We start from the raw sequence: 12,757 nt of genomic DNA on the forward strand, positions 1-12,757 counted from the left end.
CGCTACCGCTGCGGCATTTCTGCCTCTACTCGGGGCACTGGCAATGTCCCAGGGAGTCTCTCCGCTGCTGATCACCGTGCCCGCCGCCATTGCCGCAAGCTGCGCATTCATGATGCCGGTGGCCACGCCACCCAATGCCATTGTGTTCGCCACCGGTCATATGAAGATTCAGTCGATGATACGTGCAGGCTTCATGCTGAACCTGATGAGCACTGTGGTCGTGACCCTGATGGCCTACTATCTGATCGTCTGGCTGTGGTGAGTGACCAGAGTGAGGGCGCCGAGGTGTCGGCGCCCGGTTATTACCACACCCACACGGCCGCGTAGTGGTCTAGCAGCAACACGCCGAAGACACCGAGGATATAGCGGATCGAGAACCAGAATGCGGCCAGGGGAGCCTCGGGGTCGTGGCCTCGCCAAACCTTCCAGTTCCAGAACATGAAGCGAATATTGAGCGCCAGGACGCCAACGAGATAGACCGCTCCACTCATGCCGATGACGAACGGCAACATCGTCACGGCGACGGTCAGCCAACCGTATAGCCAGACCTGAAGCCGTGTGAATGCCTCGCCATGGGTGACCGGCAGCATGGGAACCCCGGCGCGCGCATACTCTTCGCGCTTGTGGATCGCCAGGGCCCAGAAGTGAGGCGGCGTCCAGGCAAACACGATCAGCAGCAGCAGAAGCGGCTCCGGACCCAGCTGACCGGTGACCGCCGTCCACCCCAGCAGCGGCGGCGCCGCGCCGGCAACGCCACCGATAACGATGTTCTGCGGTGTGGCTCGCTTGAGAAAAGCCGTATAGATCAGCGCGTAGCCGATCAGCGAGCCAAGGGTCAACCACGCCGTCAAGGCATTGACCTGCCATAACAGCAGCAGAATACCCGACACCGAGAGCAGCGAGGCCCAGGCCAGCGCCAGCCACGTCGGCATACGCTGGCTGGCCAGCGGGCGACGCGACGTCCGCAGCATCATGGCATCCAGTCGACGATCGACCACATGGTTGAATGCAGCGGCCCCGCCAGCCGCGAACCCGATCCCGGCCAGCCCGAAAACCACCGTGCTGAGCGGCGGCAAGGTCGGTGTCGCCAACGCCATGCCCACCAGGCACAGGCCAGCATGACGACGACCACGCGCGGCTTGCACAGTGTGAGCAGATCCTGCCCGGTCCAGTCGGCAGCGCCCTCGGTAGTGAAGGGTGCCACCAGGGCACGCTTCAGCCCCGTTCGCTTCATTACCGCATTAGACATGCACCCACTCCTTGTCCTTTCGTATTGTATTCACTTCCCCCGCCGCCTCTCGCCAATGCCATAGCGCCAAGGCCAGGCACAGGACCAGGGCCACTGCTCCGGCAGTATGCAGCAGGGCCAGCCAAAGCGGCAGCCACAGCAGGACATTGGCAATTCCCAGCCCCAGTTGAAGCGCGTAGATACCGACCAGGCCGCCCAGCCACGGCCGCAGGCGTGCCTCATGCCAATGGCGGAACGCCAGAGCCAGCAGGACCAGCCCCAGCAGGAGCGCACCAATGCGATGCCCCTGGTGAATGGCGACTCTTGCATCGGCGTGCAGCTGTCCATGCAGATAGTTCGGCCCCACCGTCTGGGTCAGGTGGAAACCCTCGCTCCAGTCCATCTCCGGCCACCACTGGCCATTGCAGGTCGGGAAGCCCTGGCAGGCGATACCGGCGTAGTTGCTGGAAACCCAACCGCCCAGGGCAAGCTGAAGCAACAGCATCAGCGCGGCAAGCCCCCACAGGGGCGTCAGCCGTCGCCTGGGACGCTCCCCCGTGTCCCCGGCGGCAAATCGGCGAAGTCGCAAATGCAGCCAGAGAAACAGCAATAACACGGCCAACCCGCCCAGCAGGTGCATGGTCACCACCTGGGGCCAGAGCTTCAGCGTCACGGTGAAGGCGCCGAAAGCCCCCTGCAGCAGGATCACCACCAGCAGTGCCACGCTAACTCCCCAGGGATACCCCTGGCGCTTACGCAAGCTGGCACCCGCCACCAGCAGGGCGATGACCAGCAACCCCAGCGCCGAAGCCACATAGCGATGAATCATTTCGACCCAGGCCTTGAAGGCTTCCAGCGGCGCGTCCGGCGAGTGAGCCATGGCCCGATCGGCATCGGGCACCACCAGGCGACCATAGCAACCGGGCCAGTCCGGGCATCCCAGACCGGCATCCACCAGGCGCGTCCAGACACCCACCAGAATGACGGCGGTGGTGAAGAAAATACCTACCAGACTCAGGCTGAGCAGAAGCCCCAGCCGAGACGCTCCTTCATGGCCCCGCGTCGATATATCCTGCATTGGTAGATTCCTTGTCGATCCTGCCTGCCACTCGATGATGCCTACCTCGATCGTGAGAGACGACCACTGCCCTTTCAGCGATTGCCGACCTCAAGCTCCGGTGCCGCTCGCTTTTCAGGATTCATGCGCAACAGGTGACTGATGTCATCCATCACATCGCGAAGTTCCACTTCACGCGAGTAAGTCAGCACCGCTTCGCCCCGCGGATCCACGAGCCATACACGGCCCGGCGAGAGCCATTCCGGTGTCTGGGCCCATTGCGCCACGGACTCTCCCGGCAATGCCGGCTGATCGCCGCCAATGCGTAAACGACTCACCCTTGGCGCTTCCCGGCCCAGGGCACGATGCAGGCGCCACCACTGGTCAGACAACACCTCGCACTCGGTGGAGCAATCGAAAGCCAGCACCCAATCCCCCGGCTCCAGGGCATCAAGCGGCTCGACAAGGGGCCACTCGGCAAGTGGTGGAACGGCAGGCGCCAGTTCACCATGGGCCGTACGCTGTTCGGGAATACCGATACGCCACTCCACCATGATCCAGGCGGTGGCCACCGGTATGGCGAAGATAGCGATCAGCGCCAGCAGCTTGAACCGCTGACGACGCGCCTTCAGGGTGTCCTGGGCGTTACTGTGTTGCTCGGCCGGCTTGTCTCGCACGTCTGTCCCTTAATCTGTTGTCAGCTCCCAACGAGCCCCAGTGTACCCGATCGACGGGTTACCGTTCGTCTGGACGCGATTCCGGAAGTTCTTCTGGACCTGGTACCTGCCGCTGCGGGTGATGGTCGCGGGCAGCGAATCCCATGCGACGATCCCGGGCCAGCCGGCGCCCGCCGACGAACAGCATGACCAGGGCCGCAAGCGCCAGCCCCCACCACTGCACCGCATAACCGACATGGCGCTCGGGAGGCATCACATTGGGCTCCCACCAGGGTTCGAGAAGCCCCGCCCCCTCCTCCAGGTGCAGCCAACCATCGTGGGCAAATCCGGGCGACAGGCTCCAGGCGTCGAGGTCGATCTGCTGCAGGCGCTGCCCCTCGCGATTCGGGCCATAGAGCGGGCCTGAATCGCCGGCCACTTGCCAGCGGCCTTGCAACGTCACCTCCCCGCTGGGCGTATCCACCTCGGGAGTCTCACGCACCGGACCGGTGGCCATGAAGCCGCGCTGGACCAGCCATAGCCGTCCATCCTCGGTACGCAGCGGGGTCAATGCTGCCACACCAAGCTGGCCATTGAGTGTACGATTATCCAGGAACAGGGTGTCGTCAGCCTGGTACTCGCCGCGTAGCGTCAAACGCGTTCCCCCGGGGGGAGCCGCCATCGGGGCATCGAGCGTTGGCGCGGCGTCGAGGCTGGCGAGATAGTCGCGCTTGTCGTCGGCCCGCTCCCACTGCCATAGTCCAAGGGCCAGGCCGAGTGCCACCAGCAGCGACCAGAGCACGCACCACAGGCCCAGTCGCCAGCCAGGAAAACGCATGGTCGGCACCCCTTTTTCCCCCGCCCCCTGACCCTTGATGGAGTAACTCATGCTGCTGAAGACTCTGATCGCCGTTGTATTCCTGGCCATGGTGACCAGCCTGGCAGCCGGTGTCGGCTTCCTGCTGCACGACGACAGCCGCTCCCGCCGCCTGCTGGTTTCACTGAAGATCCGCGTTGGATTGGCTGCACTACTGATCGCCCTGCTGTTCTATGGCTTCTATATCGGCAACCTGGGCGCCTGATCACCCGCCCCGTCAACATGAACTCCCGCCCGGCCACACCGGGCCGGGCGGGAGACATCGAATCATCGACTGCTGAATGGCGTTGGCCTGCCTGAATCTTAGAATACGTAGACAAACAGGAACAGCCCCACCCAGACCACATCAACGAAGTGCCAGTACCAGCAGGACGCCTCGAAACCGAAGTGGTCCTCGGGTGTAAAGTGGCTTCGGATCACCCGCACCAGCATGACGATGAGAATCAAGGTGCCGACGATGACGTGCACCCCATGGAAGCCGGTCAGGATAAAGAAGGTTGCACCATAGATGCCAGCCTCCAGGGTGATGCCGTAATGCGCATAGGCCTCGTAGTACTCGACGCCCTGGATCACGATGAAGCACAGGCCCAGCAGTACCGTACCGGCCAGCCAGTTGCGGCAGATCTTGCGGTGGCCCTCCTTGAGCGCCTCGTGGGCCACCGTCAGGGTGATGCTCGACGAGATCAGGATCAGCGTATTGACCAGCGGCAGGTGCCAGGGACTGAAGACCTGCGCCGGACCGGCAATGGAGGCATCAGGCGGGCTGAGCAATGGCCAGTGTGCCGTGAACTCCGGCCATAGCAGCGCCGTTGGCCCCTTCGTGCCCTCGCCGCCCAGCCATGGAATGGCAAACATGCGCACGTAGAACAGGGCACCGAAGAACGCCGCGAAGAACATCACTTCGGAGAAGATGAACCAGCCCATGCCCCAGCGGAAGGAGCGGTCCATCTGGGCATCATAGAGGCCGCTGCGGGATTCCACCACGACATCGCGGAACCAGAGCGCCATGACGGCCACCACGCCCGCCAGTCCCGCCAGCATGATGAAGGTGCCGCGACCATGGACCAGCACCATGCCGGTACCGATCATCATCATGCCCAGCGCCAGGGATCCCAGCGCCGGCCACTTGCTGGTTGCAGGTACGTAATAGCTGCCACTCATGCCTCATCTCCTTCAATGGTCTTTGCAGCGGCCTGAAGCGGCGCTTTCTTGCCTTCCACGGGATAGAGCGTATAGACCAGGGTGACGGTATTGATCTCGGGGGGTAGATCGCGATCCAGCTGGAAGACCAGCGGAAGCTCGAGCTTCTCGCCGGCCTGTAGCTGCTGCTCCTCGAAGCAGAAACAGCTCGCCTTGCGCACGTGTCGCGTGGCGGTCGAGGGCGAGACACTGGGCACCGCACGCCCCCAGCTCTCGCCGCTGCTCTGGTTATTGAAGGTGAAGTTCACCTCGGATGTCTGGCCCGGATGGAGTCGCACCTGACGGGTTTCGACCTCCATGCGCCAGGGCAGCCCGGAGCCATTGCGGGTGATGAACTGAACGGTCACCATGCGCGAATCGTCCACATCGTCATGGACCAATGCCTGGGCGTTGGTGTCCACCTTGCCGTTGATACCGGTGACACGGCAGAACACGTCATATAGCGGCACCAGGGAAAAGGCAAAGGCGAACATGCCCACCAGTGCCGCCACGCTGCGCCATACGGTGCGACGCACCCCGGCTTCTCGAGTATCGGTCTGGTTCTCACTCATGCTTCGCTCCTTCAGTCACAGGCCGGCACGCCGGCTCAGTGAGCCGGGCGCTGGTAGTTCGGCGGTGTCTCGAAGGTATGCAGCGGAGCCGGACTTGGAACGCTCCACTCGAGGTCATCGGCGTATTCGCCCCAGGCCGCAGCCGGCGCCTTCTTGCCACCCCGCACGCACATGATCACCACGGCCACGAACAGCAGCTGGGAAAAGCCGAACATGAAGGCGCCGATACTCGACACCATGTTGAAATCGGCGAACTGGAGGCATAGTCGGGGATCCGGCGCGGCATGCCGGCAAGACCCGAGAAGTGCATCGGGAAGAAGGTCAGGTTGACACCGATCACCGACAGCCAGAAGTGCCACTGGGACAGCCGCTCATGGGGATAGTGGCCGGTCCACTTGGGCAGCCAGAAGTAGACACCTGCCATGATCGCGAAGATCGCACCCGGCACCAGCACGTAGTGGAAGTGCGCCACCACGAAGTAAGTATCGTGATACTGGAAGTCCGCCGGCGCGATGGCCAGCATCAAGCCCGAGAAGCCGCCGATGGTGAACAGCACCACGAAGGCCAGGGCAAACAGCATCGGCGGCTCGAAGCTGATCGAGCCCTGGAACAGCGTGGCGATCCAGTTGAACACCTTCACCCCGGTTGGCACCGCGATCAGCATGGTGGCGTACATGAAGAACAGCTGCCCTGCCAGCGGCATCCCCACCACGAACATGTGGTGCCCCCAGACCATGAACGACAACAGGGCGATGGCGGCCGTGGCGTAGACCATCGACGCATAGCCGAACAGGCGCTTGCGGGCGAAGGCCGGAATGATCGCCGACACGATCCCGAAGGCCGGCAGGATCATGATGTACACCTCGGGATGGCCGAAGAACCAGAACAGGTGCTGGAACAGCACCGGGTCGCCCCCGCCCGCGGCATTGAAGAAGCTGGTACCGAAGTTGATGTCCATCAGCATCATGGTGATCACGCCGGCAAGCACCGGCATCACCGCGATCAGCAGGAAGGCGGTGATCAGCCAGGTCCACACGAACAGCGGCATGTCCATCATGCGCATGCCCGGGGCACGCATGTTGAGGATGGTGGCGACGATGTTGATGGCGCCCAGGATCGAGCTGATACCGGCAATGTGCAGCGCCAGGATGAAGAATGTCGTCGAGGGCGGTGCATAGGTGGTCGAGAGCGGGGCGTAGAAGGTCCAGCCGAAGTTGGGCCCGCCGCCCGGCATGAGCAGCGTCGACAGCAGCAGGCCGAAGGCGACCGGCAGCAGCCAGAAGCTGAAGTTGTTGAGGCGCGGCAGGGCCATGTCGGGCGCCCCGATCTGCAGCGGAATCATCCAGTTGGCAAGCCCGGTGAAGGCCGGCATGACCGCCGCGAAGACCATGATCAGGCCATGCATTGTCGTCATCTGGTTGAAGAACTCCGGATTGACGAACTGCATGCCGGGCTGGAAGAGCTCCAGGCGCACCACCAGGGCGAAAATCCCCCCGATGAAGAACATGACCAGCGAGAAGATCAGGTAGAGGCTACCGATCTCCTTGTGGTTGGTAGTCAGCAGCCAGCGCATGAGGCCCTTGGGGGGCGCTGCATGGGCGTGTCCATGCCCAGCTTCCGCGGCGGTGCTGCTCTGCTCGAGGGTAGGCTGAGGAGGTACCTTAGGGGCCATCGGAAATCTCCAGATTCATTGTCTTGTTATATCGGCGCACAGGGTGGCCACGGCAGAGCGTGCCGTGGCATTGATCAACGATCCAGCCTCTCGGCAATTTCGGCAGGCTGTACCGCATCGCCGGTGTCATTGCCCCAGGCGTTGCGGGTATAGGTGATCACCGCGGCGAGCTCGACAGGGTTGAGCGTAGTCCGGAACGACGGCATGGCGGTACCGGAGACACCATTGATGATGACGTCCTTGTGCCACTCGATATCGGCAAGCATCTGCTCGTTGCCGGCCAGCCCCGGGAACGCGGGCGGAGAGCCCTGACCTTCCGGTTGGTGGCAGGAAGCACAGATGCTGCCATAGACGGCCTCACCGCGCTCCATCAGTTCATCCATCTCCCAGTCGCGGTCGACCCCAAGGGCTTCCTCGGCTGCCATTTCCTTGCGCTCGGCCAGCCAGATCTCGAAGTCGTCTTCTTCCATGGCGTGAACCACGATGGGCATGAAGGCGTGATCCACACCGCACAGCTCGGCGCACTGGCCGCGATAGATGCCCGGCTCGTTGATCCTGACCCAGTTCTCGCTGATGAAGCCGGGGATGGTGTCCTGCTTGACGGCGAAGTCAGGCACCCACCAGGCGTGGATGACGTCGTCGGAGGTAAACAGGAAGCGCACCTTGCGATTGATCGGCAGGACCAGAGGCTCATCGACCTCCAGCAGGTAGTTTTCACCGCGCTCCTCGTCACCGCGGATCTGGGCACGCGGTGTCGACATGTTCGAGTTGAAAGCCACGTCTTCGCCAAGGTATTCATAGCGCCAGCGCCATTGCTGGCCCGTGACCATGACATCCAGCTCGGCATCAGAGGGGTCGTAAATCTTCTGCAGCGTCGCCGTGGCGGGAATGGCCATGCCGACCAGGATCAGCAGCGGGACCGCTGTCCAGATCACTTCCACGGTGGTGTTCTCGTGGAAGTTGGCCGCCTTGGCGCCCTTGGAGTGACGATAGCGGATCAGGGAATAGAACATCACCCCGAACACGAGTACGCCGATGACCACACAGATCCAGAATATGGCCATATGCAGATTGTAGATTTCTCTACTGAGGTCTGTTACCCCCACCGGCATGTTCCAGCCACTGGCCAGAGCCGCCTGGCTCGAGCCGACAAGGGATAAGCCCCCTGCCAACCATACGAGCAGAGTGCGCATCGACGCCTCCCGATTGTTTGTAGTTGTCGTAGGAGCGGTAACCCCGAAGGTCAGGGACGGGGCCTCGCGCAAGCGCAAGAACATTAGCCGCTTCTGCAAAGAGTATATGAAGTCGAGGCTGGAAAGTCACTGCCTCTGCTCCCGCATTCTGACAAACGCGCCAGTCAACGCAGGGTGCCGCAGTGGCTCAACCAGCCGCCCAGATTGCCACCAGAGCAATCAAGCCCACGAACAGCAACGCCATGACGATGCCGACCAGGATAAAGGCCATCGGATTCCCCTTCTCGAAATCCTCACGTCGCTGCTGCTCCTTCTGCACCCCCAAAAAAGCCGCCAGCACAGACTTGATCACTCCCCACATGCCTGATCTCCACGGCCGGATTGGTCGTTCACAGCATGCCACAGCAGGCCCGGCTTCGGGAAACCACAGTCTCTGAATATATGACGAAAAACCATACTGCGGCGCAGCAATAATTCCGCCAAAGGCTCCGTCTAGGCTACACTTCAAACAGGAGACACGCCTTGGTTTACTTTCCCTCAGGAGCACGACATGACCACCAAGAAGACGGCCCCCAGCCCCACCCCCCTCGAGCTACCCAGCCGATCATGGAGTGGTGGGCCGAGCAGTGGATGCAGGGCGCGAAGCCCATGACCCGCATGCAGCTGGCCTGGATGGAAAACCTGTCGGAGATCATGCAGCAGGAGGCCCGCTTCCTCTTGGCACTGGCCGAGTCCAGCCAGCGCATCGCCACGTGCTATGACACCCACCAGGCGACCCGGCGAAGATGAACGAGTGCTACCAGGATCTCGCCAAGGAAGTGGCGGAACACCATATGGAAAGGATGAAGAATGTCGCCAATCTGTCCCACGACTTTCGTAAACGAATCTGGGAGGAGATCTAGCCGAGTCCGAACGCCCTGACCACCAGGGGCAGCAGGAAGGCCGTCAGCAGGCCCGTCAGCGCCATGGCCAGCCCCGAGAAGGCGCCCGCTACCGCCCCGATCCGAGCAAAGGCGTGGGCGGTACCGAAACCGTGGGCGGCCAGGCCAAGGGTGAAGCCCTGAACGCCGGGGTCACGAATTCCCATCACCCGGAAAAGCAGCGGCCCCAGCGCACAGCCGATCGAGCCGGTCAACAAGACCAGCCCCGCCGCCAGCGAAGGGATGCCCCCCACCTGCTCGGCAATGCCCATGGCGATTGGCGAGGTCACCGAGCGTGGCGCCAGGGTCAGGATGGTTTCTAGCTGCGCCCCCAACACCATGGCGATGGCGATCGTCGAGGCCACGGCGGTAAAGATGCCCACCAGGCAGGCCAGCAACAAGGGCCACAGCAAGCGGCGGATGCGTTCGCGGTGGTCATATAGCGGAATCGCCAGGGCCACCGTGGCGGGTCCCAGCAGAAAGTGGATGAACTGCGCCCCCTCGAAGTAAGTGGCGTAATCCATGTCGACCAGCAACAAGAAGCCAATGAGCATGGCGATGGCCAGGGTCACCGGATGCACCAGTGGCGTACCCCCCAGCGCCCGGTTGATTCGCACCGACAACATGAATGCCAGCAAGGTCACCAGCAGCGACAACAGCGGATTGCCGGAGAGATAGACCCATAGCTGATCCAGGGCGACGACGCTCATGACGCATCGCCTTGCCGATAGCGACGCTGCAAGCGCTCCAGTACCCAAGCGGTCACCGCCAGGGTCATCGCCGTCGACACAATCAGCGTCAGCACGATAGGCCAGAAGTCCATGCCAATGAGCCTGGCGTGCACCATAAGACCAACACCGGCGGGCACGAACAGCAGCGTCAGGTAGCGCAGCAGCCCCTCCCCGGTCATGCGCAGGCTCTTGGGTACCCGGCCCAGCACCACCAGGCCCAGCAGCAGAATCACCATGCCCACCACCGGCCCCGGCACCGGCACTCCCAGCCCACGCGCCAGCAGCTCTCCGGCGAACTGGCAGGCCAGCAACACGCTCATCCCCATGATCAACGGCATGCCAGCCCCCTTCTGCTCGTCGCAGCGTTCGCTCAATGCGCCTTGTGCGCCTCGTCATTGGAAACCGGCACCGGCTGGGAGCCGGCATCGTCGAGGTCTGCCCACGGCTCCCTGGGCGCCTCGGCGCGCTCACCGGTACGTGCCGCATAGCGCTCACGATGCAGCGCCTTGAGCAGTCCGGCAACCATCAACATGATCACCACCGAGAATGGCAGGGCCGCCATGATCACGGCCGCCTGCAGTGTCTCGAGCCCACCCGCCATCAGCAACACCGCCGTCAGCAAGCCCAGCAGGCCACCCCACAGAATACGGTGGGCCGTGGGCGGCTCGGGGTCGCCCCCTGCCAGTATGGTATTGATCACCAGGGTGCCGGCATTGGCCGAGGTGATCAGGTAGGTGGCGATCAGCAGCACCAGCACGGCAGAGACGCCCTGCCCCAGCAGCCCGAGCCCCATGGCGTCGATGGTGACAAAAAGCGCCGTGGCCACGTCAGCCTCCACGGCGGCCACGATGCCGCCGACGCCAAACAGCTCATGATACAGCGCGGTGCCGCCAAACAACCCGATCCACACAATGGTGATGACCGTAGGTACCAGCAGCACGCCCATGACGAATTCACGGAAGGTGCGCCCCCGGGAGACCCGGGCGATGAACATGCCGACAAACGGTGACCAGGCCAACCACCAGCCCCAGAAAAACACCGTCCACTCCGCCTGCCAGCCATCATCCCGGGTCGCATTGGTGTGGAAGGTCATGCCCATCAGGTTCTGAATATAGTCTCCCGTGGACTCGATGGTAATCGCGATCAGGTACTGGGTCGGCCCGAACAGCAGCATGAACACCACCACCGCGATGCTCAGCCAGAAGTTGGCCTCCGACAACAATCGCACGCCACGCTTGACGCCGGAAACAACGGAGAAGGTGGCCACGCTCATGATCACGGCGGTAACGATCAACTGCAGGGTCAGCGAAGACGGCAGGCCGAATACCGCGTCGAGTCCCGCGTTCATCTGCTGGACACCGAGCCCCAGGGTAGTCGCAATACCGAATACGGTACCAAACACCGCCAGCACATCGACGGCATCACCCAGCAGTCCATCGGTTCGATCGCCGAACAACGGCTTCAGACACGAACGAATGGTGAGCGGCATCTTCCAGCGATAGGAGAAATAGGCGAGCACCAGCGCCACGAAAGAGAAGATCGCCCAACCGTTCAAGCCCCAATGGAAGTAGGTCAAGCGCATGGCCACGCGAGCGGCGTCAGGGCTCATGCCATCGGCGATGAAGGGGTTCTCCTGGAATTGAAGTATCGGCTGGGCCACCGACCAGAACAGGATACCGACCCCAGTCCCTGCCGCGAACAGCATCGCCACCCAGGAGAAGAAGGTGAACTCCGGCTGCTCGAAGTCGCTACCCAGGCGAACGTTCTTGTAGCGCCCGGTGCCCAGCCAGATCATGAACAGCAGCAGAAAAGCCACCAGCAGCACGTAATACCATTCGAGAAACGGATCCAGCACGGTGCGCATCAGGGCCAAACCATGTCCCAACTGCTCGGTATAGAAGGCGCCGAAGATCAGGGAAACCGCCACGACCACGAACGTCACCAGAGTGACCCGCGGATTCATACCCTTCAAAGGGCCGCTCTGAGCCTGTTGGTACATGGACGTATTCCTTTGACGATGATGAGCATTTGCCGATGCTCATCATAAAGCAATGGACGCCTGCCTTCACGGCACACTCGACGCCCCACCCCGACCAAGCCCTTGTAAAGCCAAGCTTCTGAAAGGAAAGTACAAAAGAGGCTTTTCATTTAGACGGGAACGCGCTAGTATACGCCTCGTTCTCGGGGGCGCTGGCCATTGCCAACAAACCTGAAAACCAGAGTCGGAGCGTGGCGCAGCTTGGTAGCGCGCTGCAATGGGGTTGCAGAGGTCGCAGGTTCGAATCCTGTCGCTCCGACCAGAAACACAAAGAGAAACCGCCACCACGGATCATGCCGGGTGGCGGTTTTTCGTTGCTGACGAATAAGCACCGCTTATTAATCGACAGCTGATAAATCGTTCGCCCCGCGCCGCCTCCCCTCCTAGCATCACGTAACGTCTCGTATCCAACAACAAGCGTTCGGGGGAACTGACATGAGCAATAGCTTGCCGAGTTCGGCACGCGTGGTGATCGTGGGGGGTGGCGTCATTGGCTGCAGCGTCGCATACCACCTCACCCAACTGGGCATTCGCGATGTCGTCCTGCTGGAGCGCAAGACGCTGACCTGCGGCACCACCTGGCATGCGGCCGGCCTTGTGCCACCTTGCGTGCCACCTACGCATGAGCATGTTG

Annotated in this window: 14 protein-coding genes, 1 tRNA gene and 2 pseudogenes; 5 read left to right on the forward strand and 12 right to left on the reverse strand. The window is 62.3% G+C overall.

Annotated elements, in window-relative coordinates; all coding sequences use genetic code 11:
- On the forward strand, window positions 1-262 hold a 262-nt coding region (locus Q427_RS21210; protein WP_043517098.1), incomplete at its 5' end, for an anion permease.
- A 40-nt stretch (window positions 263-302) separates the two neighbouring features.
- Here the strand turns inward: Q427_RS21210 and cyoE are convergent.
- The 4 genes and pseudogenes from cyoE to Q427_RS21230 form a co-directional block, all read right to left on the reverse strand.
- Window positions 303-1,249 (reverse strand): annotated as a pseudogene (gene cyoE, locus Q427_RS21215) (heme o synthase).
- Window positions 1,242-2,306 (reverse strand): COX15/CtaA family protein, encoded by a 1,065-nt coding sequence (locus Q427_RS21220; protein ID WP_051496577.1) that lies wholly within the window; start codon window positions 2,304-2,306, stop codon window positions 1,242-1,244. Before Q427_RS21220 ends, cyoE begins: the two are co-directional and overlap by 8 nt.
- Window positions 2,307-2,380: 74 nt before the next feature.
- Complete coding sequence (locus Q427_RS21225) at window positions 2,381-2,962, reverse strand: hypothetical protein (RefSeq protein ID WP_231613832.1); 582 nt, start codon at window positions 2,960-2,962, stop codon at window positions 2,381-2,383.
- A 58-nt stretch (window positions 2,963-3,020) separates the two neighbouring features.
- Window positions 3,021-3,830 (reverse strand): SURF1 family protein, encoded by an 810-nt coding sequence (locus Q427_RS21230; protein WP_051496578.1) that lies wholly within the window; start codon window positions 3,828-3,830, stop codon window positions 3,021-3,023.
- On the opposite strand from Q427_RS21230, the gene Q427_RS21235 reads away from it, so the two are divergent.
- Window positions 3,829-4,023 (forward strand): DUF2909 family protein, encoded by a 195-nt coding sequence (locus Q427_RS21235; protein WP_043517099.1) that lies wholly within the window; start codon window positions 3,829-3,831, stop codon window positions 4,021-4,023. The genes Q427_RS21230 and Q427_RS21235 overlap by 2 nt on opposite strands.
- A 98-nt stretch (window positions 4,024-4,121) precedes the next feature.
- Here Q427_RS21235 and Q427_RS21240 read toward each other — a convergent pair whose 3' ends face one another.
- From Q427_RS21240 to Q427_RS30505, 5 genes and pseudogenes are all read right to left on the reverse strand, one after another.
- Complete coding sequence (locus Q427_RS21240; RefSeq protein ID WP_043517100.1) at window positions 4,122-4,979, reverse strand: cytochrome c oxidase subunit 3; 858 nt, start codon at window positions 4,977-4,979, stop codon at window positions 4,122-4,124.
- Window positions 4,976-5,569 carry a cytochrome c oxidase assembly protein gene (locus tag Q427_RS21245; RefSeq protein WP_043517101.1) on the reverse strand — a complete coding sequence of 198 codons (594 nt, stop codon included), beginning with the start codon at window positions 5,567-5,569 and terminating at the stop codon, window positions 4,976-4,978. Before Q427_RS21245 ends, Q427_RS21240 begins: the two co-directional genes overlap by 4 nt.
- Before the next feature lie 35 nt (window positions 5,570-5,604).
- Window positions 5,605-7,241 (reverse strand): annotated as a pseudogene (ctaD, locus tag Q427_RS21250) (cytochrome c oxidase subunit I).
- A 74-nt stretch (window positions 7,242-7,315) separates the two neighbouring features.
- Window positions 7,316-8,434: a cytochrome c oxidase subunit II gene (gene coxB / locus Q427_RS21255; protein ID WP_043517102.1), complete on the reverse strand. Its 1,119-nt coding sequence runs from the start codon at window positions 8,432-8,434 to the stop codon at window positions 7,316-7,318.
- Window positions 8,435-8,621: 187 nt separating this feature from the next.
- Complete coding sequence (locus tag Q427_RS30505) at window positions 8,622-8,795, reverse strand: DUF2970 domain-containing protein (RefSeq protein WP_081786135.1); 174 nt, start codon at window positions 8,793-8,795, stop codon at window positions 8,622-8,624.
- Between the two features lie 161 nt (window positions 8,796-8,956).
- On the opposite strand from Q427_RS30505, the gene Q427_RS21260 reads away from it, so the two are divergent.
- Entirely contained in the window at window positions 8,957-9,223 is a 267-nt protein-coding gene (locus Q427_RS21260) for a hypothetical protein (RefSeq protein WP_155833649.1), read from the forward strand.
- Between the two features lie 109 nt (window positions 9,224-9,332).
- On the opposite strand, the gene Q427_RS21265 is transcribed toward Q427_RS21260, so the two are convergent.
- From Q427_RS21265 to Q427_RS21275, 3 genes are read right to left on the reverse strand one after another with little or no spacing between them, the layout of a single operon-like run.
- Window positions 9,333-10,064: an LrgB family protein gene (locus Q427_RS21265; RefSeq protein ID WP_043517104.1), complete on the reverse strand. Its 732-nt coding sequence runs from the start codon at window positions 10,062-10,064 to the stop codon at window positions 9,333-9,335.
- On the reverse strand, window positions 10,061-10,459 hold the full coding sequence (locus Q427_RS21270) for a CidA/LrgA family protein (RefSeq protein ID WP_331280678.1): 399 nt from the start codon (window positions 10,457-10,459) through the stop codon (window positions 10,061-10,063). The genes Q427_RS21265 and Q427_RS21270 overlap by 4 nt, the downstream gene beginning before the upstream one ends.
- Window positions 10,456-12,084 carry a BCCT family transporter gene (locus Q427_RS21275; protein ID WP_043517107.1) on the reverse strand — a complete coding sequence of 543 codons (1,629 nt, stop codon included), beginning with the start codon at window positions 12,082-12,084 and terminating at the stop codon, window positions 10,456-10,458. Before Q427_RS21275 ends, Q427_RS21270 begins: the two co-directional genes overlap by 4 nt.
- 224 nt (window positions 12,085-12,308) lie before the next feature.
- Here Q427_RS21275 and Q427_RS21280 point away from each other — a divergent pair.
- A tRNA-Pro gene (locus Q427_RS21280) sits at window positions 12,309-12,385 on the forward strand.
- A gap of 173 nt (window positions 12,386-12,558) precedes the next feature.
- The coding region (locus tag Q427_RS21285) for an FAD-dependent oxidoreductase (protein ID WP_043517109.1) at window positions 12,559-12,757 on the forward strand (199 nt) is incomplete at its 3' end.

The sequence above is a fragment of the Halomonas sp. BC04 genome (assembly GCF_000568385.1).

Excerpts from the sequence above, each read along its gene's own strand:
- Q427_RS21220 (WP_051496577.1), bottom strand. The coding sequence starts at position 2,306 with ATGCAGGATATATCGACGCGGGGCCATGAAGGAGCGTCTCGGCTGGGG.
- Q427_RS21235 (WP_043517099.1), top strand. The coding sequence starts at position 3,829 with ATGCTGCTGAAGACTCTGATCGCCGTTGTATTCCTGGCCATGGTGACC.
- Q427_RS21230 (WP_051496578.1), bottom strand. The coding sequence starts at position 3,830 with ATGAGTTACTCCATCAAGGGTCAGGGGGCGGGGGAAAAAGGGGTGCCG.
- Q427_RS21240 (WP_043517100.1), bottom strand. The coding sequence starts at position 4,979 with ATGAGTGGCAGCTATTACGTACCTGCAACCAGCAAGTGGCCGGCGCTG.
- Q427_RS21245 (WP_043517101.1), bottom strand. The coding sequence starts at position 5,569 with ATGAGTGAGAACCAGACCGATACTCGAGAAGCCGGGGTGCGTCGCACC.
- coxB (WP_043517102.1), bottom strand. The coding sequence starts at position 8,434 with ATGCGCACTCTGCTCGTATGGTTGGCAGGGGGCTTATCCCTTGTCGGC.
- Q427_RS30505 (WP_081786135.1), bottom strand. The coding sequence starts at position 8,795 with ATGTGGGGAGTGATCAAGTCTGTGCTGGCGGCTTTTTTGGGGGTGCAG.
- Q427_RS21265 (WP_043517104.1), bottom strand. The coding sequence starts at position 10,064 with ATGAGCGTCGTCGCCCTGGATCAGCTATGGGTCTATCTCTCCGGCAAT.
- Q427_RS21275 (WP_043517107.1), bottom strand. The coding sequence starts at position 12,084 with ATGTACCAACAGGCTCAGAGCGGCCCTTTGAAGGGTATGAATCCGCGG.